Origin of the sequence: Clostridium hydrogeniformans DSM 21757 (genome assembly GCF_000686705.1) — a bacterium.
Lineage (GTDB): Bacteria > Bacillota > Clostridia > Clostridiales > Clostridiaceae > Clostridium_Z > Clostridium_Z hydrogeniformans.
In genome coordinates this window covers 54,863-75,477 of the sequence record NZ_JMLJ01000018.1, presented here as the reverse complement: position 1 = coordinate 75,477, position 20,615 = coordinate 54,863, and the positions used below count along the sequence as shown (strand labels likewise).

Annotated in this window: 19 protein-coding genes, 3 tRNA genes and 1 riboswitch; of the genes, 12 read left to right on the top strand and 10 right to left on the bottom strand. The window is 31.7% G+C overall.

From position 1 onward, the window contains the following. Nucleotides 1-45 precede the first annotated feature (45 nt). The 4 genes from BR69_RS0111560 to BR69_RS0111545 form a co-directional block, all read right to left on the bottom strand. A tRNA-Asp gene (locus BR69_RS0111560) sits at nucleotides 46-122 on the bottom strand. Between the two features lie 7 nt (nucleotides 123-129). Beyond that, a tRNA-Val gene (locus BR69_RS0111555) sits at nucleotides 130-205 on the bottom strand. An 8-nt stretch (nucleotides 206-213) separates the two neighbouring features. After that, nucleotides 214-288, bottom strand: a tRNA-Glu gene (locus BR69_RS0111550). Nucleotides 289-596: 308 nt separating this feature from the next. Further along, complete coding sequence (locus BR69_RS0111545) at nucleotides 597-965, bottom strand: CoA-binding protein (protein ID WP_027633341.1); 369 nt, start codon at nucleotides 963-965, stop codon at nucleotides 597-599. Between the two features lie 154 nt (nucleotides 966-1,119). Here BR69_RS0111545 and BR69_RS0111540 point away from each other — a divergent pair, with 154 nt between their 5' ends. Beyond that, nucleotides 1,120-1,920 carry a nitrilase-related carbon-nitrogen hydrolase gene (locus BR69_RS0111540; RefSeq protein ID WP_027633340.1) on the top strand — a complete coding sequence of 267 codons (801 nt, stop codon included), beginning with the start codon at nucleotides 1,120-1,122 and terminating at the stop codon, nucleotides 1,918-1,920. After that, complete coding sequence (locus BR69_RS0111535) at nucleotides 1,917-3,176, top strand: BaiN/RdsA family NAD(P)/FAD-dependent oxidoreductase (RefSeq protein ID WP_034849819.1); 1,260 nt, start codon at nucleotides 1,917-1,919, stop codon at nucleotides 3,174-3,176. Before BR69_RS0111540 ends, BR69_RS0111535 begins: the two co-directional genes overlap by 4 nt. A 5-nt stretch (nucleotides 3,177-3,181) precedes the next feature. Here the strand turns inward: BR69_RS0111535 and BR69_RS0111530 are convergent, their stop codons facing one another. After that, nucleotides 3,182-3,910, bottom strand: a complete 729-nt coding sequence (locus tag BR69_RS0111530; RefSeq protein WP_034849818.1) for an acyl-[acyl-carrier-protein] thioesterase — start codon at nucleotides 3,908-3,910, stop codon at nucleotides 3,182-3,184. 182 nt (nucleotides 3,911-4,092) lie between these two features. On the opposite strand from BR69_RS0111530, the gene BR69_RS20450 reads away from it, so the two are divergent. After that, nucleotides 4,093-4,935: a polysaccharide deacetylase family protein gene (locus tag BR69_RS20450; RefSeq protein ID WP_051623592.1), complete on the top strand. Its 843-nt coding sequence runs from the start codon at nucleotides 4,093-4,095 to the stop codon at nucleotides 4,933-4,935. A 139-nt stretch (nucleotides 4,936-5,074) separates the two neighbouring features. Here BR69_RS20450 and BR69_RS21840 read toward each other — a convergent pair whose 3' ends face one another. Next, nucleotides 5,075-5,260, bottom strand: coding sequence for a DUF1858 domain-containing protein (locus BR69_RS21840; protein WP_027633337.1), 186 nt, complete (start codon nucleotides 5,258-5,260; stop codon nucleotides 5,075-5,077). A gap of 117 nt (nucleotides 5,261-5,377) precedes the next feature. After that, nucleotides 5,378-6,664, bottom strand: a complete 1,287-nt coding sequence (locus BR69_RS0111515) for an adenylosuccinate synthase (RefSeq protein WP_027633336.1) — start codon at nucleotides 6,662-6,664, stop codon at nucleotides 5,378-5,380. A gap of 383 nt (nucleotides 6,665-7,047) precedes the next feature. Here BR69_RS0111515 and BR69_RS0111510 point away from each other — a divergent pair, with 383 nt between their 5' ends. Further along, a complete protein-coding gene (locus tag BR69_RS0111510; RefSeq protein WP_027633335.1) occupies nucleotides 7,048-8,217 on the top strand; it encodes an NAD(P)-dependent malic enzyme in 1,170 nt (389 codons plus the stop codon). A 214-nt stretch (nucleotides 8,218-8,431) separates the two neighbouring features. Here the strand turns inward: BR69_RS0111510 and BR69_RS0111505 are convergent, their stop codons facing one another. The 3 genes from BR69_RS0111505 to BR69_RS0111495 all read right to left on the bottom strand — a co-directional run bounded on the left by BR69_RS0111505 (nucleotide 8,432) and on the right by BR69_RS0111495 (nucleotide 12,081). Continuing rightward, entirely contained in the window at nucleotides 8,432-9,619 is a 1,188-nt protein-coding gene (locus BR69_RS0111505) for a M20 family metallopeptidase (protein ID WP_027633334.1), read from the bottom strand. A gap of 23 nt (nucleotides 9,620-9,642) precedes the next feature. Further along, nucleotides 9,643-11,055, bottom strand: coding sequence for a YfcC family protein (locus BR69_RS0111500; protein ID WP_034849816.1), 1,413 nt, complete (start codon nucleotides 11,053-11,055; stop codon nucleotides 9,643-9,645). 147 nt (nucleotides 11,056-11,202) lie between these two features. Then, complete coding sequence (locus BR69_RS0111495) at nucleotides 11,203-12,081, bottom strand: LysR family transcriptional regulator (protein ID WP_027633332.1); 879 nt, start codon at nucleotides 12,079-12,081, stop codon at nucleotides 11,203-11,205. A gap of 390 nt (nucleotides 12,082-12,471) precedes the next feature. Beyond that, nucleotides 12,472-12,649: riboswitch (Lysine riboswitch) on the top strand. 143 nt (nucleotides 12,650-12,792) lie between these two features. Here BR69_RS0111495 and kal point away from each other — a divergent pair. The 8 genes from kal (at nucleotide 12,793) to kamC (ending at nucleotide 20,613) form a co-directional block, all read left to right on the top strand. Next, nucleotides 12,793-13,179, top strand: coding sequence for a 3-aminobutyryl-CoA ammonia lyase (gene kal / locus BR69_RS0111490; RefSeq protein WP_027633331.1), 387 nt, complete (start codon nucleotides 12,793-12,795; stop codon nucleotides 13,177-13,179). 17 nt (nucleotides 13,180-13,196) lie between these two features. Further along, a complete protein-coding gene (gene kce / locus BR69_RS0111485; protein WP_027633330.1) occupies nucleotides 13,197-14,021 on the top strand; it encodes a 3-keto-5-aminohexanoate cleavage enzyme in 825 nt (274 codons plus the stop codon). Nucleotides 14,022-14,026: 5 nt separating this feature from the next. Further along, nucleotides 14,027-14,689, top strand: a complete 663-nt coding sequence (locus BR69_RS0111480; protein WP_027633329.1) for a CoA transferase subunit A — start codon at nucleotides 14,027-14,029, stop codon at nucleotides 14,687-14,689. Further along, a complete protein-coding gene (locus BR69_RS0111475; RefSeq protein WP_027633328.1) occupies nucleotides 14,682-15,347 on the top strand; it encodes a 3-oxoacid CoA-transferase subunit B in 666 nt (221 codons plus the stop codon). The genes BR69_RS0111480 and BR69_RS0111475 overlap by 8 nt, the downstream gene beginning before the upstream one ends. Before the next feature lie 34 nt (nucleotides 15,348-15,381). Further along, nucleotides 15,382-16,416, top strand: a complete 1,035-nt coding sequence (gene kdd, locus BR69_RS0111470) for an L-erythro-3,5-diaminohexanoate dehydrogenase (RefSeq protein ID WP_027633327.1) — start codon at nucleotides 15,382-15,384, stop codon at nucleotides 16,414-16,416. Between the two features lie 197 nt (nucleotides 16,417-16,613). Further along, nucleotides 16,614-17,864, top strand: a complete 1,251-nt coding sequence (gene kamA, locus BR69_RS0111465; RefSeq protein WP_027633326.1) for a lysine 2,3-aminomutase — start codon at nucleotides 16,614-16,616, stop codon at nucleotides 17,862-17,864. A 228-nt stretch (nucleotides 17,865-18,092) separates the two neighbouring features. Beyond that, nucleotides 18,093-19,124: a lysine 5,6-aminomutase reactivase subunit KamB gene (kamB, locus tag BR69_RS0111460; RefSeq protein ID WP_034849814.1), complete on the top strand. Its 1,032-nt coding sequence runs from the start codon at nucleotides 18,093-18,095 to the stop codon at nucleotides 19,122-19,124. Beyond that, a complete protein-coding gene (gene kamC / locus BR69_RS0111455) occupies nucleotides 19,117-20,613 on the top strand; it encodes a lysine 5,6-aminomutase reactivase ATPase KamC (protein ID WP_242840690.1) in 1,497 nt (498 codons plus the stop codon). The genes kamB and kamC overlap by 8 nt, the downstream gene beginning before the upstream one ends. Nucleotides 20,614-20,615 lie beyond the last annotated feature (2 nt).

Sequence of the window (20,615 nt, the reverse complement as noted above, 5' to 3'; positions counted from 1 at the left end):
TAACCGCTTGACCAATGGGCCTTGTATTTTGTTTTAAAGGTAATATGGCGACCCAGAAGGGACTCGAACCCTCGACCTCCGGCGTGACAGGCCGGCACTCTAACCAACTGAGCCACTGGGCCATATTTATGGTGGGCACAACAGGGATCGAACCTGTGACCCCCTGCTTGTAAGGCAGGTGCTCTCCCAGCTGAGCTATGCGCCCATAAATAATGGTGACCCATAGGGGAATCGAACCCCTGTTACCACCGTGAAAGGGTGGTGTCTTAACCGCTTGACCAATGGGCCTTATATACTTCTCGAGAGATTTTTCGAATCACTCGACATTTATTATAATACATTAAACAACTTTTCATGTCAACATATTTTTGAATTTTTTTTTATTATTTTTGTAAGTCTTTAATATATAATATAACATTTATTGTTATATTATATCAAATCCTTAAATAACCTAGTATAATGATGAAAAATATCAATTACTACAAGATATACTTAAATCTTTTAAAATTTTAGCTATAGATAGGTCCTATCCCTTTTGTATACTTCTTCCTTATCTTATAGTAAACTATTTTAACATTTCTATACTTAATTTTTTCCTATAAATTTGAAAGTTCCACCAATGCACAACCATTTATAGCAGTTATATTGTTCTCTCTGCAGTATTCATGTATCTCATTACTTTCTGCTCCTGGTTGAATTAATACATTTTGTATATTTAGCTTCTTAGCCTCTTTTAAAACTTCTAAGCCTTTTACTGGATTTATACATAAATCTAACACTTCTATAGCATATGGAACCTCTTCTAAACTATTAAAAGCCCCTTGTACTCCTTTAGGATTAACACCCTCTACCATATATCCTGCTGCTTTTAATCTATTTAAAATCTTATATGCATACTTACTATCATTAGTAACATCTCCAACTACTGCCCATTTTTTGAAAGTCATAAAATCTTTAGCCTTCATAAATTCTTTTCCTCCTTAAACTTAATAATTTATGTTTATTGATAATGTTTTTCTTACCTTATATTATATTATTTTTCCTAAGGGTTTTAAATGGTATAATCTATTTGTTAATATAAATTACAAATATTTTTTCCTATAAGGCGGTGATTTATTTATGAAAATAGCACTATGTCAAATGAATATATTATGGGAAGATAAAAACTTTAATAAAAATACAGTGTTAACCTTTGTGAAAGAAGCATCCTATAAAAAATGTGAACTCATAGTTTTCCCTGAAATGACCTTAACAGGCTTTTCTATGAATACTATTAATTTAGGTGAGGAATCCCCTGAAAGATCTGATACTGTTCTATGGTCTTCTAAAATTGCTAAGGACTTTAATATTAATATAGCCTTTGGATATATTGAAAAACTCAAAGATAAAGCAAAGAACAACTTAGTAATAGTATCCTCTGAAGGTAAGATACTTTCTTCATATTCAAAAATTCATCCCTTTTCTTTTGGGGAAGAATCAAAACATTATTTAGGTGGCTCAGATTTTATAACAACCTCCATATCAGATATAGAATTTGGAAGTACTATTTGTTATGATTTAAGATTTCCTGAATTGTTTCAAATATTATCTAAAAGAAGCCACTGTATAATAGTTATAGCTAATTGGCCAAAGGAGAGATCCTATCATTGGACCACCCTATTAAAAGCTAGAGCTATTGAAAATCAGTGTTATATCCTTGGAGTAAATAGAGTAGGGTCCTCTAATGGCTTAAACTATTGTGGGGATTCTATGATAGTATCTCCTCTTGGAGAGGTATTATGCCATAATTTCAACAATGAAGGTTTAATCATATCTAATATTGATAAGTCAAAAGTTGAAGAGTTAAGAAATGATTTTAAAGTTAAACTAGATAGAAAAGAAACCTTATATACTTTAGGTTACAAAAGGAGTCAAATATGATATATCACCATACTATTATAATTGGTGGAGGAGCCTCTGGTGTATTCTCTGCCATAAACTGTAAAGATTTTGGGATGGATGTTGCTATACTAGAAGGTACCGATAGAATTTGTAAAAAGCTTTTGACTACTGGTAATGGAAGATGCAACATAACCAATGAATTTATAAAACATCCTTTTATAAATTATCACAGCGACAATAAAGAATTTTTCATTGATACCTTATCATCCTTTTCTGTAGATGATACATTAAACTTTTTTTCCGGGCTTGGCCTTCCTATAACCACCTTAGAAAATGGTAAGATGTATCCTATGTCTCTTCAAGCCTCTTCTGTTATAGATGTAATAAGGTTTGCTATTGAAGAGAGAGATATTCCACTATACCTAAATCACAAGGTATGTAGTATAAAAAAGCAAAGTGGAAAATTCATAATATCAGTAAATAATTCTGATGTTAAATATACTTGTGATAACTTAATTATTGCTTGTGGTGGAAAAACTGCTCAAAGTACAGGTTCTGATGGCTCTGGCTATACATTACTTAAATCTTTGGGTCATAGCTTAATTGAGCCCCTACCTGCATTGGTGCAACTAAAGCTTAGTCATAAAAGTTTAAAGGCTTTATCTGGTGTAAAATTTAATGGTTATGCTGAAATACTAGTAGATGGAACCCCTATAAAAAAGGAATATGGGGAAATTTTATTTACTGACTATGGGATATCTGGTCCCCCTATACTTCAATTAAGTAGAATAGCATCTAAGGCACTATATGAGGATAAAGAATTAAAAATAAATGTAGATCTGATGCCTGATGAGTCTTTAGAAGACCTTACTAACTTTATGGATAATCACTTTGGTATGTTCTCTTATAGAAGTATTTTTAATGCCTTTATAGGACTTATTAATAAAAAAATAATCCCTATAATTCTTAAGGAAGCTGGAGTAGATGATATCCATAAGCCTTGCTATAATTTAAGTTTTAAAGAAAAATCTTCTATAATAAAACTTTTAAAGTCATGGGAATTTAAAGTTATAGGCACTAATCCTTTTAACAATGCTCAAGTTACTTGTGGAGGAATAAACACAAAAGAAGTTTGTAATAAAACCTTAGAATCTAAGGTTGTAGAAAACTTATATCTTTGTGGAGAAGTCCTAGATGTAGATGGAGATTGTGGTGGTTTTAACCTTCAATGGGCTTGGAGTTCTGGATTTAAGGTATCAAATAGTATTTATAATAAAAATAAAGATGCTAATTAGCATCTTTATTTTTCACTAAATTTTATTTCAATTATGCTTAAATCTTCATTTTCTTCATTTTTAAATCTATAAAGTCCAACATTCTCTTCCTCTATAAATTCAGTTTCAACCTTTATTAGTTCCTTATACTTAGCTTCTTTTTTATATATAACATTTATATTTTGAGGAAGTAGCTTTTCTAACTTTTCCATAGGAGTGTTATTTATTGCCCAAGTTATGTAGTTAACATTATTTACATGATTATTAGTATCTATATGCTCATATTCTGTATAGAAGGTTTCAACCTCTTTCCCTTGGAAGTCTCGTACCTCCCCCATTGGAAGCTCTAGGTCACAGGATACATTATAAGCATCGCATATTTCAATTGGTACCCTTATAGCTCTTCTTCTTTTTATATCTATCATAAGCCACATGGACTTAGCCTTTGCTACTACTTTGCCTTCCTTATTTAAAACTTCAAAAGTCCTAAAAGCATAAAACTTTCTAAAGGAATAGGGGTTTGTCCTTACTGTCAGCTCATCTCCATAAGAAATATGAGAATTGAGCTCAATATCCCACTTATAAAGAACCCAAGCTTTATTATTTTCCTTTTGGAATTCTATACCTATACCTACCTTTTCACTGTGCTCTGTGGCGATATCCCCCAAGAAATTTATTAAAGATGATAGCCTTAATTTACCAAATAAATCTATATCATAATAACAAACTTCATATTTTTTCTCATAAATACTCATAATTTCCTCCTTGCTTCTTCTTAACTATAAATTGTATATCATATTACTCCTTCTTTCTAGTTAAGTAAATATTTATTAACAAAAGTTAAAATATTTCTTACTACTTCTCCCCTCTTTCCTAGAATACTTTAACTTATAATTGACTAAACTAATGATTAAATATGATTTAAGGAGTTTTTCCCATGAAAAAATTTTTAACTTTTATAATGACTTTTTCATTAATACTCTATGGGTGTACTTCATCTCCTAATTCTCCCCATTCTGAAGTAAAAGGAGTATCTGAATTTAAAAATAAGGATTTTTCTTATTACCCTATCCTAGGGGAATCTTCTAATTTATCAGAGTCTGCTAAAGATTCCATGGATAAATGGAGAAAGGATATAGTTGACTTAGCTAATGAAAATAAAGATTTAATATTTATAAATGGTCCTAAAACCTCTAAGGATGTTGCAATAACCTTTGATGATGGACCCGACAATATGGTTACTCCTAAAGTTTTAGATATACTAAAAAATAAAGGTGTAAAAGCATCCTTCTTTTTTATAGGAGAAAATATAGATAAATATCCTGAAGTAGTCTTAAGAACATTTGAAGAAGGTAACTTAGTTTTAAACCACTCCAATACTCATAAAGATTTAAGTAAGATTTCTAAAGAAGAGTTTTGTGAAGAAGTAGATATTACTGATAACAAAATTAAAAATTTAATAGGTAAAGCTCCAAATATAATTCGTCCCCCCTATGGAGCCATAGATAAATTAGATGAATATAAAGAAAGAGATTTAAAAGTTGCCTTATGGTCTATTGATACCTTAGATTGGTCTAAAAGAGATAAGGATAACATATTTAATAATGTAAAAGATAATATAAGACCTGGCGATATAATTCTTATGCATACAACTAAAGATACTAACGCTACAGCTGAAGCCCTACCTTTAATCATAGATTATTTGAAAGAAAATGATTTTAATATAGTTACCCTAGATAAGCTTCTAGATATTCCTCCCTATAGTTATAGCCATTACTAGCATCAATTGTGATTTATTAATAATAGTCCCTATTTTATGTTTAAACTAATGATTTAAAAATTATGGAATCCAAAGCTAAAAATGTATTTAGTATTTACTAAATAGTACAAAACTAAAAGAGAGTCTTAAAGACTCTCTTTTAGTTGTTTAATACATATAGTAATACCTCTGGGTCAACATCATGCATTTCACATGCATTTTGTAGAGTATCCCTTTGAGATGAAGAACAAGCAGCACATCCTAAGCCAAACTGCTCAAATATATCCATGGCTTCTGGATATTCATTCAATATATCTCCAATTATAGTATCCTTATTAATTTCCATACAATCACTCCATTCAACTGATAATGATTTTCTAATGAAATTATATCTCAACAAGTTGGTTTTGTCTATAGTCATAAGCAAAAAAAAGGATGGTAATAACTCCACCCTTTTCATATGCTATATATCTGAAACCATCATAGTTTGATCTCTTCTTGGTCCAACAGAAACTATTGCCATTTTAACTCCAGTAAACTCTTCTATTCTCTTTAAATATTTCTTTGCATTCTCTGGAAGTTCATCATAGCTTCTAGCATCTGCAACTTCTTCTCCCCAGCCTTCAAACTCTTCATAAACTGGTTCACACTTAGCTAAATCTTCAAGGCTTGCTGGGAAGTAATCTATAACATCTCCATTAAATTTATATCCAACACAAACCTTTATTTTTTCTAGACCCGCTAATGTATCTATCTTAGTAACTGCAAAGGATGTTAAGCCACATACTCTTGCTGTTGTTTTTAATATTACAAGGTCAAGCCATCCACATCTTCTTGATCTACCTGTGGTAACTCCATATTCATGTCCTTTTTCTCTTATCCACTCACCAGTTTCATCATTTAACTCTGTTGGAAATGGTCCCTTACCAACTCTTGTAGTATATGCCTTTGCTATTCCTATAGCATTAGTTATCATATTTGGTCCTATTCCAACTCCACTGCATACTCCACCTGAAGTTGTATTAGATGATGTAACATATGGATAAGTTCCATGATCTATATCAAGAAGCATTCCTTGAGCTCCTTCAAATAAAACCTTCTTACCTGCCTTAATCTCATCATACACTCTAACAGACACGTCTTTTACATAAGGTCTTAACCTCTCAGCATATCCTAAATACTCATTATATATTTCATCAAAGCTTAAAGCCTCTCCATTTAAAACATCAGTTATATATTTATTTTTCGCTTCTATATTTTCCATAAGTTTTTCTTTGAATACTTCCTTATGCATTAAATCGCATACTCTTATACCAGATCTTTCATACTTATCAGTATAGCAAGGACCTATACCCTTACCAGTAGTACCTATATCATTCTTACCTCTTGCTTTTTCTTTTAAAGCATCAAGAGTTCTGTGATAAGGCATAATTAAATGAGCTCTATCACTTACAATTAATCTATCTGGAGTTATATCTACCCCTAATCCTTTTAGGTAATCTATCTCTGTAAAGAAAGCCTTTGGATCTACAACTAATCCATTTCCTATAACATTTAGTTTATTTTCATAAAGAACTCCTGAAGGAATTAAGTGAAGCTTATACTGCTTATCTCCAACTTCTACAGTATGACCTGCATTGTTTCCTCCTTGGTATCTAACAACTACATCTGCACCCTCTGCAAGATAGTCTGTCATTTTACCCTTTCCTTCATCTCCCCACTGTGCTCCAACAACTATAAATGCTGACATATAAAAACCTCCATTCTTAAGTTACCTAAATTACTAAAATTTCTCACTTAATAACTAATTTATATAATAACCTTAATTTAAAAAGCTATTATAGTTTTCCCTAAAAAATTTATTTAATTTATTTAAGTAGATTTTCTACCTTTAAAATACTATCAAAGTGAAAGTTAATAGTCAATAAATCTACGAACATTATTTTTTAATTTATTATTAAATTTCGCTATGTTTTTGTTTACATATGTTTTATATTTTATTATTCCCCTATTTGCATAATTTTTAGATAAACTTCTAAACTTATTCTTATATAATAACTTTTAGCATCAATTCCTTAATACATATGTTAAAATTGATATATAATTAATATTTACTGTTTGGAGGAGATTCATATGAACATTTACGAAGAAGCTCTTAAATTTCATGAAGATCATAAAGGTAAAATAGAAATCATAGCTAGGGCTGAAGTTAAGGACTCTAGAGACTTAAGTCTTGCATACTCTCCTGGAGTTGCTCAACCTTGTCTTGAGATTCAAAAAAATCCTGACCTAGCTTATAAATATACTAGAAAATGGAATACAATAGCTGTTATATCAGATGGTTCAGCTGTTTTAGGCCTTGGAGATATTGGTCCCTTAAGTTCCCTACCAGTAATGGAAGGAAAGTCAATGCTTTTTAAAGTTTTTGGAGATGTTGATGCCTTTCCAATAGTCCTAGATACTAAAGACGTGGACGAAATCGTTGAGACAATAGTTAGAATATCCCCTTCTCTTGGTGGTATAAATCTAGAAGATATATCTGCTCCTAGATGCTTTGAAATAGAAAAGAGACTTAAAGAAAGATTAGATATCCCTGTATTCCATGATGATCAACACGGAACTGCTATAGTTACCTTAGCTGGTCTTATAAATTCTTTAAAACTTGTTAATAAAAAAATGGAAGACCTAAAAATAGTTATGAATGGAGCTGGTGCTGCTGGAGTTGCCATAGCTAAGCTTCTAATATCTTGTGGAGTTAATAATATAATAATGTGTGATAGAAAAGGTGCTATATACAAGGGAAGAGAAGGAATGGATGAATCTAAGGTTTCTCTTGCTGAAATAACTAATAATGAGGAATCAGGTTCTCTAAAAGATGTTTTAAAGGGTGCTGATGTATTTATAGGAGTTTCTGCTGCAAACTGTGTATCAAAAGAAATGGTAAAATCCATGAATAGAGATGCTATAATATTTGCTATGGCAAATCCTACTCCTGAAATATTCCCAGAGGATGCTAAGGAAGCTGGCGCAAAGGTAGTTGGAACTGGTAGATCTGACTTCCCTAATCAGGTTAATAATGTTCTTGCCTTCCCTGGAATATTTAGAGGTGCTTTAGATGTTCGTGCAAGAGAAATTAATGAAGAAATGAAAATAGCTGCAGCTTATGCTATAGCAAATGCTATAGGTGATGAGGAGTTAAACTCAGACTATATAATTCCTAAATCCTTTAATAAAGAGGTTCAAGATAAAGTTGCTGAAGCGGTAAAAGAAGCTGCTATAAAAAGTGGTGTAGCAAGAATATAAAGTGTAATTTTTCATAGCTATTAGGTTAACTACCTAATAGCTATGATTAGTTTAATATTAATTAAAATCTAAGGTTAATTTAAAATTAAGCACTATGAATATTATTTATCTTAATTTAATATCCATAGTGCTCTTATATTGTATTTTTTTATAGATATAATTGTAAATATCCTACTTGATTTCATTTATCAATATATAGAATATATGTTAAAAGTTAAATAGAATATGATTTATTCATCTCTTTTTTTCTACTGTCAAACTCTTTTTTAATATCAATTAATAATTCTGGATTTTCAATTAAATCATAAACCGTTCCTGAGAGTATCTTTGCTGCAGTAATTATAGCATTATGTCCACTTTCCGACTTTCCATTTTCCACAAACTCCATGGAATGAGATGATGCATTTTCATCAACAAAGGCTACCCTTATACAAGATCCCGGAAGCTTGTACATAACATTTCCAAAGTCAGTAGAGCCCGTTTTCTCTCTTGCTGGCTTCCTTCCTGGTGCATCTACTAACTCTGCATTCTTCATTAATAAATCATTTAACTTATATACTGGAATCTTACTATGTAGGCTCTTTACAACTTCTATGTTGTAAGTTGTTTCAGTCATCATAGCAGCACCCATCACAATTTTCTCAAATCGCTCTACTACATTTCTTAAATAAAAAGAGTTATAAGATCTTAAGCTAAAAGAACCTACTGATTCTGATGGTACTACATTACAAGGTCCACCTGCATTAAGGACAGTATAATGCATTCTAGTATCCTCTAAAACATGTTCTCTAAGGAATTCTACTCCCTGAAATGTAAGTAATAATGCATCAAGGGCACTCCTTCCTGCCTCAGGTTTTAATGCAGCATGAGAACTTTTACCATAGAAGGTAACCTTAAGACTAGTTGATGCTAAAGATTTTATGTCAGTTTGAGTTGCCGGTCCCCCATGCATCATCAATGCCACATCAATATCCTTAAAACATCCCTCCTCTAGCATTATTAACTTTCCACCGCACCCCTCTTCAGCTGGGGTTCCATATACTACTAATTTAAAAGGCTTATTCTTCATATTTTCCTTAATAGTTACAGCACAGGCTACTATGCTTGGTCCTTGCATATGATGAGCACATCCATGACCTAATCCTTCTAAGGCATCATATTCACATAATAATCCTATACTAGGACCTCCAGTTCCATATTCATAAACTGCTCTAAAAGCTGTTTTTAATGACCCTAGCCCTCTTTCAACTGAAAATCCATTTCTTTCTAGATAATCAGTTAACTTATCAAAAGCCTTGTATTCATTAAAAGCTAGTTCTGGATTATCAAATATATAATCTGCCATATGTAAAATTTCTGGCTTAATTTCATCAATCTTTTTAATTACATTTTCTTTTGTCATATTATATTACCTCTTTATTTCTTTTATAATGGTCCAAGATGAATTACTTGAGCAATAAATACTAATATACAACCTGTTACTATCCATATAAGGAACATCTTCCACATAAATTTCATCCATCTATCATAAGGGATATTTGTAACTCCTAAAATACCCATTAAAGCTGTAGAAGTAGGTAAAATATAGTTACTAAATCCATCCCCAAAATTATATGCTAATACCGCTGTTTGACGAGTAAGTCCTACCATATCTGATAATGGAATAACTATAGGCATGGTTGCCGCTGCTTGTCCACTCCCTGAAGTTATAAACCCATTAATAATAATATTAGTAATAAACATTGCAATACCTTGAAGAAAATTAGGTACTATATTTAAAACGTTAGCCAATCCATGGACAACACTATCGATTATATGGCCTGAGGTTAATACCCCTGGAACAGCCCTTGCCATACCAATAATCATTGCAGCTGACACCATCTTTTTAGCTCCATTTACAAAACATGAAGCAATTTTACTAGGGCCATAACCAGCAAAAATTCCTGCAATAATTCCTAACCAAATAAATGCTGCTGAACTTTCAGCAAGATCCCACTTTAATTTAATACCGCCATATACGATAATACATAAGGTAACTATTAGTGAAAGAAGTACTAACCACTTTCTAATATCCATAGTTCCGAATTCTTCTAAACCCTTATCTCCACTTCCTTTATCTTGTAAATCCAAATCATACATAGGACTTAGTTCAGGATTTTTACGAATGGATTTAGCATATCTAACTAAAAATATATTTGTAACAATCATGTACACTATAAAACAAATAACTCTAAATTCAATGCCTGAATAAAGAGGAAGATCAGCTAACTTTTGAGCTACAATAGTGGTACTTGGATTTAATGTTCCTGTAGAAAACCCTATAGCTCCACCTAATAGAATAATAGCTGCACCTACAATTGAATCAAAGCCCATAGCTCTAGATATCATAACCATAATAGGCGCAAACCCAATAAACATATTTACCCCTTGAGTAGTGCAAATAAGACCAAATAAAAGGGTTAATAAAGGAATAAAAATAGATTCCTTTGTTGCATATTTCTTTGCTACCTTACCTATCGCCGCTTGAAGCGCTCCACTGCTTACAATAACATTAAAAGCACCCCCAGATAGCAAAATTAAGAAAAACAAGTCAACAGATTTTACAAATCCAGCTATAACTTGTTTTGGAATAGATAATATACTAACAGGTGAATTTTCAGTATAAGTAAAGGAATCTGGATTTACCACACTAATACCTAAGTCATTTTTAACTCTCTGGAATTCCCCTGCTGGTACAAACCAGGTTAATATGGTAGCAAATACTACGATGAAAAGAATAATTACAAAGGTATGTGGCATTTTAAAAGATTTTTTCTTTTCATTTATTGTTTTAATCATCATTCATTCCCCCTAAGTTAAACGTTTAGATTAAGCCATAAAAAAATATCTAACGCCTTGAATTTTAGCATGAAAAAACTCTTTAAAGAAATATTCATATTTTATACCCTGGCAATAAAATTTTTTTATAGCTATGAACTTAGAGGACTAAATACTTTTATATTCTATTAAAATATAATCTATTAACTTCTTAACAGCTGGCTCTTTTAAAGCTTTGTTTCTATATAACATAACTGTTTCTTTTTTCAGCGCCTCTCCATTATGTGAAAATAAGGGTAAGAAATGAAGGTTCTTTCTATTTTGAATATGTATTTTAGGTAAAAAAGCCCATCCTAATCCTTGGGAAACCATCTCCATACAAGCCTCTACTGAATTAACCTGTATTATATTAATAGGTTTATTTAAAGAAGAGCGGTTTTCCCACCAATGATAAAAATCTTTATCAGCTTTAGTAATAACAGTTGCCTTATCTTGGATCCAAGGATTCAGATGCAAATTATCAAAATCAATTGGTTTTAATGAAATGATTCCACTAGGTTCTTCTAAAATAACATGTTTTTTCTCACTCCAATTCATATCTCCTCTTCTTATAATAAAATCAACACTGTTATCTTCAAGCATTTCAGGTAACTCTAAAGTACTTGATCCTGTTTTCAAGACTATATTCACATTAGGAAACCTATCTTTATATCCCTTTAATATAGGAGCTAGTCTATATTTTGCAAAAACTGTACTAATACCTATTCTTACAGTACCTGATATGGACTCACTCATATTTTGAACATGAATTTTAACACTATTTAATCTTTCTAACATCTCTTTAGCATAACTAAGTATGTATTCTCCCTGAGGAGTAAATGACACTCCATTTGAATAACGATTTAATAAAACTACATCGAATTCTTTTTCTAGTTTATTAAGACGATATGTTAAAGAAGGCTGAGAAATAAAAAGACGCTCTGCTGTTTTAGTTAAACTTCGTTCCTCATCTATTATATTTAAAATAAGCCAATCTCTTGAATCCATAGCTATTACCCCCATAAATTTTATGACTAACCAGTAAGAAGATTATAATTTGTTCTTTAGTACTCATTATATTATACAATAACCAATTACAAACATAGCCATATAATTGGTTATATAAATCTATAACTATTAATGCTGATACCCTTTTATTTTAGTATTTAAGATCATGCCCTTAAAATCTCTCCCCTAATCTCAATGACTTATAATAGCATGAAGATACCTTATCACCATTTCAGTATTTCAGTGAAACTTATCTAAAGTAAACTTTTAATATAGATATAAGATTTACTTTATTTGAAATGTATTAAAAATAAATATTAACTGATTGACATTTAATTCCTAGAATAATATAATAATATTATGAAAATTAAAATAATTTAAAATTTATAGACCATAAATAGAGGAGCAAGTAAGCTGGTAGTTAAAAAGTGTTAAGGAGAAGAACCTTCAATATTTTTAATGAATTTCTTATTTGCCGAAAGATTTATTATGTTCTTATAATAAATCTTGGGAGTGAGATACAAAAGTTTTACTCTTGCCATGATTTCCATGGAGCGCTATTTATGTGATGAAACACTTTTTCATTGCATAGATAGAAATACTATATTTGTTATCTAGAGCACTGAAAAATTCAGTGCTCTTTTTATTTACATTATTTTTATTTATAAAATTATATAGTGTTTATATTTTATTAAGGAGAGGGGGATATATATGAAGTCATTAATAAGACTTAGAATGAGTGCTCATGATGCCCATTATGGAGGTAATTTAGTAGATGGAGCAAGAATGCTTCAACTATTTGGAGATGTGGCTACGGAGCTTCTTATACTAAGAGATGGAGATGAGGGTTTATTTAGAGCCTATGAACAAGTTGAGTTTCTTGCTCCTGTATATGCTGGAGACTATATAGAAGCTGTTGGAGAAATCATAGAAGAAGGTAATTCTTCTAGAAAAATGAAATTCGAAGCTAGAAAAGTTATAGTTCCAAGACCAGACTTAAATGATTCAGCTTGTGATGTACTGGAAGAACCTATAGTTGTTTGTAAGGCTATAGGAACCTGCGTAGTTCCTAAGAATAAGCAAAGAAATAATAAGTAAATACGGAGGTTTTTTTAATGGAAAAGCTTATAATTACAGCTGCAATTTGTGGTGCTGAGGTTACAAAGGAGCATAATCCAAATGTACCTTACACTGTAGACGAAATAGCAAAGGAAGCTGAAGCTTGTTATAAAGCTGGGGCTAGTATAATCCACCTTCATGTTAGAGAAGATGATGGTACTCCAACTCAGAGTAAAGAAAGATTTAAAGAATGTATAGACGCAATAAAAGAAAGATGTGCTGATGTTATAATACAGCCTTCTACTGGCGGTGCTGTTGGTATGTCTGATGAAGAAAGACTTCAGCCTATATATTTAAATCCTGAAATGGCTACCCTAGATTGTGGAACATGTAACTTTGGTGGAGATGATATCTTTGTAAATACTGAAAATACTATAAAGTATTTTGGTGAGAAGATGATAGAGCTAAATATAAAACCTGAGGTAGAAGTCTTCGACAAAGGTATGATTGATAGCGCAATAAGACTAAATAAAAAAGGCTATATAAAAAGCCCAATGCATTTTAATTTTGTTATGGGTGTTAATGGTGGTATTTCTGCTACACCTTTTGATTTAACCTTTATGGCTCATAGCATTCCTTGTGATAGCACCTTTACTGTATCTGGTATAGGTAGGGCTGAATTCCCAATGGCTGCTGTATCAATAGTTCTTGGTGGACATGTTAGGGTTGGTTTTGAAGATAACGTTTACACATCTAAAGGTAAACTTGCAAGCTCAAACTCAGAACTTGTTGAGAAGGTAGTAAGAATATCTAAGGAACTTGGACGTGAAATAGCATCTCCTAAAGAAGCAAGAGAAATTTTAGGTTTAAAAGGGGTGTAAATATCATGAACAAAGTTAAAACCTTAGAGGAAATCAAATCTTTATTTAAAGATGACATGACCATAATGATTGGTGGATTTCTTGGTAATGGGTCCCCACTTAAACTTATTGATGCTTTAGTTGAAAAGAATGTTAAAAACTTAACTATAATAGGCAATGATACATGCTTTGAAAATCAAGGAGTTGGCAAACTTTTAGCTAATGGTCAAGTTAAAAAAATAGTTGCTTCATATATAGGTGGTAATGCTGAAACTGGAAGACTTATGAATGAAGGTAAACTTGAAGCTGAATTAATTCCTCAAGGATCTTTAGCTGAAAAAATCAGAGCTGCCGGAGCTGGCCTTGGTGGAATATTAACTCCAACTGGTGTGGGAACAATTGTGGCAGATGGTAAGGATACTATAACAGTGAATAATAGAGAGTATCTTCTTGAAATGCCAATTAAGGCTGACCTCGCCTTAATAAAGGGAAGTATTGTAGATGACTTTGGAAATGTTTTATATAAGGGCACTACAAAAAACTTCAATACATCCATGGCTTTAGCCGGAGACTTAGTTATAGTTGAGTCTGAAACCTTAGTTAGATGTGGTGAAATAGACCCTGATCTTATTCACACTCCTGGAGTTATTGTAGATTATATCTTTAAGGAGGATAAGTGCAATGATTAATGATTCTAAGCTTATAAAAGAAATCATAGCTAAAAGAGTTGCTAAGGAACTTAAAGATGGTCAGCTTGTAAACCTAGGAGTTGGGCTTCCAACTATGGTTGCAAATTTTCTCCCAGAAAATATGGAAATATTTCTTCAATCTGAAAATGGAATGGTAGGTATGGGACCTTCCCCTAATAAAGGTGAAGAGAATATAGACATAGTAAATGCTGGAGGTCAGTATGTATCCATAACTAAAAAAGGTGCTTTCTTTGATAGTATAACTTCATTTTCTTTAATAAGAGGTGGTCATGTAGACGTGACTGTTCTTGGTGCTCTTCAAGTAGATGAGGAAGGCAACCTTGCCAACTGGATTATACCTGGAAAAATGGTTCCTGGTATGGGAGGAGCTATGGATTTAGTTACTGGGGCAAAAAGAGTTATTGTAGCAATGCAGCATACTGGTAAAGGTCAAATAAAAATATTAAAAAAATGCACTCTTCCTTTAACAGCTAAGAATGCAGTGCACTTAATAGTTACAGAGCTTGGAGTCATGGAAGTAACTAGAGAAGGTTTAGTTCTTCGTGAAATACACAAAGAATCTTCTATAGAAGAGATTCAATCTCTAACTGAAGCTAAGCTAATTATACCTGATGGAATAAAAACCATGGATATCTAAGAATTAAATAAATACTTTAGAGGGGGATAAAATAATGGCAAAAGGATGTAAATACGGAACTCATAGAGTTTTAGAACCACAAGGAGTTTTAACTCAAGCTGCTTATAAAATAGACAATAAAATGGAGATATTCTCTAATGAGATATTAGTTGATGTACATGCTCTTAATATAGACTCTGCTTCCTTTACTCAAATAGAAGAAGAGGCTAATGGAGATATAACAAAAATAAAAGAAAAGATAATGGCTATTGTAAATGAGCGCGGTAAAATGCAAAACCCTGTAACAGGCTCCGGTGGAATGTTTATAGGTACTGTATGCGAAATAGGAGAAGACTTAAAGGATAGAGATTTAAAGGTTGGCGATAAAATAGCTTCTTTAGTTTCTTTATCATTAACTCCACTTAAAATAGAGGAAATCTTAGATGTTAAGAAAGACATAGATAGAGTTGAAGTTAAAGCTAAGGCTATATTATTTGAAAGCGGAATCTATGCAAAACTTCCAAGTGATATGTCTGAAACATTAGCTTTAGCAGCTTTAGACGTAGCTGGTGCTCCTGCTCAAACTGCTAAACTTGTAAAGCCTGGCCAAAGTGTATTAATTCTTGGTGCTGCTGGAAAGTCTGGAATGTTATGTTGCTATGAAGCTATGAAAAGAGTTGGACCTACAGGTCGTGTTATAGCAATGGTTAGAAAGGAAGCTCAAGCTAAAAGTCTTAAAGAGTGGGGTCTTTGCCATGAAGCTATAATAAGTGATGCTGGAAAACCAATAGATGTATTAACTAAAACTTTAGATGCAAACTGTGGACGTGAAGTAGATATATCTATAAGCTGCGTAAATATACCAAACACTGAAATGTCTTGTATCCTACCTGTTAAAGATGATGGAATAGTTTATTTCTTCTCTATGGCCACAAGCTTTACTAAGGCAGCTCTTGGTGCTGAAGGTGTAGGTAAAGATGTAACTATGATAGTTGGAAATGGATACACTAAAGATCATGCTGAAATAACTCTTTCTGAGCTTCGTGAAAGCGCTACTTTAAGAGAAATCTTTGAAAAATTATATATATAAGTTCTAGTTAAGATACTACAGTAAGTACATTATAGGGGAACTATATGTAGTATCTTTAATAAAAAATATATTTATATCTAAGGGGACTAGAAAAACTCCTCTAACCACATATAGCAGTTAGAGGAGAAGTTAAATGTTAAAAAAATTCACCAATAAAATTATATCATACTTACAGATTACTAGGGGGTAAATACTAAATGAAAGTTAATAGGCGCTTTGAATTATTTAAAGATGTTACTGATGAACAGTGGAATGACTGGAAATGGCAGCTTAAGAATAGAATAGAGACCTTAGAAGAACTAAAAAAATATATACCCTTAACTGAAGAAGAAGAGGAAGGAGTTAAAAATGTTCTAGGAACTCTAAGAATGTCTATTACTCCTTACTACTTATCCTTAATTGACCCTAATGATCCTAATGACCCTATAAGAAAACAAGCAATACCAACTGGTATGGAACTTCATAAATCTTGTGCAGATCTTGAGGATCCATTACATGAAGATGAGGATTCACCTGTACCAGGACTTACTCATAGATATCCAGACAGAGTCCTACTTCTTATAACTGATCAATGCTCTATGTATTGTAGACACTGTACAAGAAGAAGATTTGCTGGTCAACATGATACCTCACTACCTATATCTCAAATAGATAAAGCAATTGAGTATATTAGAAATACTCCTCAGGTTAGAGACGTTCTTTTATCTGGCGGAGATGCTCTTTTAGTATCTGACGAAAAGCTTGAATATATAGTAAGTAAACTTCGTGAGATTCCTCATGTTGAAATAATAAGAATAGGTTCTAGAATTCCTGTAGTTCTACCTCAAAGAATAACTGATGGATTGGTGGATATGCTAAAAAAATATCATCCAATATGGCTTAATACTCACTTTAACCATCCTAATGAGATAACAGCTGAAGCTAAAGCTGCTTGTGAAAAGATGGCAAATGCAGGTATTCCTCTTGGAAATCAATCAGTTTTATTAAAAGGAGTTAATGACTGTGTTCATATAATGAGGGAGTTAGTTCATGGATTAGTTAAAATAAGAGTTCGTCCTTATTATATATATCAATGTGATCTTTCTATGGGCCTTGAGCATTTTAGAACTCCAGTAGCTAAGGGTATTGAAATAATAGAAGGATTAAGAGGTCATACATCTGGATATTGCGTTCCAACATTTGTTGTAGATGCTCCTGGTGGAGGCGGAAAAACTCCTGTTATGCCTAACTACGTTATATCTCAAAGTCATAACAAAGTAATCCTTAGAAACTTTGAAGGGGTTATAACTACTTATATGGAGCCAGATGAATATCATAGTGAATGCCATTGTGAAGTTTGTACTGGAAAGAAAGAATATAAATATACTGGTGTTGCAAGTCTTGCTCAAGGGGATAGGATGTCCTTAGAGCCTGAGGGACTAGCTAGAAAAGAAAGAAATCAACACTAATAATTTTTGATTTTAATTTGTGGGGAATTAAAGTTATATATTTAATAGTGGATGCTAAGTTTGTATTATAAATATTTTTTAACTTATTAATTATAAGTCCAAAGGTTTTACAATCCTAATATCCTTACTAGATATGAGGATTGTAAAATCCTAGGATTAATTTAGTGATAATTCAGCTAGAATTAAAAGGCTACTGAATTAAGTTTAGTTTTATTTAGGAGAATTTAAATGAAAAATAAACCTCTTATTAATCTTATAAAAGAATATTCTCTTTTATCAATAATAGGTATGGATAAAAATGTTGGTAAGACTACAGTGCTTAATTATATTATAAATAATCTAGGAAAAGACAAACTTCCTCTTGGTCTTACTTCAATTGGCCGTGATGGTGAGGATGTTGATGTAGTAACAAACACCTCAAAACCTAGAATTTATGTACCCTGTGGTAGTCTTATTGCAACATCAAGACAGTGCTTAAATTATGGTGATATTACAAGGGAAATTTTATTAACAACCGGTATTCATACCTCAATGGGAGAAGTAATAATACTTAGAGCATTAAGCGACGGCTATGTAGATCTTGGTGGTCCTTCATTAAATAGTCAAATGAATGAAATATGCCTAAGACTAAGAGATATTGGTGCCTCTTTAACTATTGTAGATGGTGCTCTAAATAGAAAAACCTTTGCCTCTCCAACAATAACTGAGGCCACAATTTTATCTACAGGTGCTTCCTTAGATAGAGACATGAACAAAGTTGTTAATAGAACAATTTTTGGGGCAGAACTTCTATCCATAAGTAAAGTGGAAGATGAAAATATATTCACCCTTTGTAAATCCTTTAACTCTTGTCATAGAGTAACTTTAATCTATAAAAACAAAGACTTTAAGCACTTAGATGTAAGAACATCATTAGATGCCTCTAAAAAAATAATAGATAACTTTGACTCTTCCATATCCTATATTTATGTAAAAGGTGTAATATCAGATATGCTCCTAAATGACTTGATAAAAGAATGTAATGTGAGAAATGTAACCATTATAGCTGATGATGGGACTAAGCTATTTATAAAACGAGAAACCTTGAGTAAATTAACAATAAAAGGTGGTGTTCTAAGAGTATTAGAGCCTATAACATTGCTTTGTATTACCTGCAATCCAACATCACCTTATGGTTATAATTTTAATAGAATAGACTTTCTTAAAGCCTTAAAGGAAAATACTTCTCTACCAGTCTTTGATGTATTAGGAGGTGATTAAAATTCAGTTTTTAGATAAATCTCAAAGAGATCAAATAGGTTTTACTTATATCCTAGATAAACTTCAAGTTATGACACCCTTTGGAGAGATACTAAAAAGAAATTTAAAGCCATTTTCAAATAAGTCTAAGACAAGCTTAATGGTAGAGCTAAATAATATAGAAAAGGTAGTTAAAAATTATACCCTTGAGACTACTCTTATAGATAATATAGAAATATTGTTCTGCAGGCTTAAGGATATAAGTAACTCTCTTAAAAGGTGTGAGAACAATTCTATATTAGATGATGTTGAGTTATTTGAAATTAAAAACTTCACATTAATAATAAATGAACTTATAGAATCATTTTCTTTATTAAATTCAAAACTTAATTTAGAACACATTAGATTTATATCTTTAGATGACACCTTAGAACTATTAGATCCTGAAGGAAGAAGACTACCTACCTTCCACATTTATGATAAATATTCACCTAACTTAAAAGAAATACGTAAAATCAAAAGAACCCTTGAAAATAGGATTCTTTCTTCTTGTGATGAGAAGGAAATACTCTCATTAAAAGAAGAAAGACTTAAGTATGTACTACTTGAGGAAGAAGAAGAACTTAATGTTCGTAAATATCTATGTTCTGAAATAAAAAAATATATTGTTGACTTTAAAATCAATATAAAGTCATTAGGAAAATTAGACTTAACCCTTGCAAAATCAAAGCTTGCAATAAATTTTAATTGTTCACGTCCTATTATCTCTGAGGACTTAAATATACACCTTAAAAATGCCATAAACCCAGAGGTTGATTCTATATTAAAGGGGAAGGGAAAAGCTTTTGTTCCAATAACCATAGAAGTTAAAAGTGGTACTACCATAATAACTGGAGCTAATATGGGTGGAAAAAGTATTTCTCTTAAAACATTAGTATTAAATGTTCTTTTATTTCAAATGGGATTTTTCTTATTCTGTGATAAGGCCATAATACCTATTTTAGATTTTATATATTTTATATCTGATGATCTTCAATCAGTTCATCAAGGTCTTTCTACCTTTGGTGCTGAGATAATTAAATTAAAACAAGTTCTAGCCCATGCAAAAGATAAAAATGGTCTTATAGCTTTAGATGAATTTGCTAGAGGAACTAACCCTAAAGAGGGAGGGTTTCTTGTAAAATCTCTTTGTATATATCTAAATTCTCTTAAATCTATAAGCATTATCTCTACTCATTATGACAATATAGTAGAAAATTCAATGGTTCATTATCAAGTTATTGGGCTTAAAAATCTTGATTTTACTTCCTTAAAAAGAAAGATAGATTTAAACAAAGCCAGATCTGTTGAAATTATACAAGAGCATATGGATTATAGATTAGAGCTAGTTTCAAATAAAAATAGTGTACCTAAAGATGCTTTAAACATTTGTGTTTTACTTGGACTTAATAATGAAATTATATCTATTTCTAAAAAGTTTTATGATGAAAGCTTAAAAAAGGGGGATTAAAT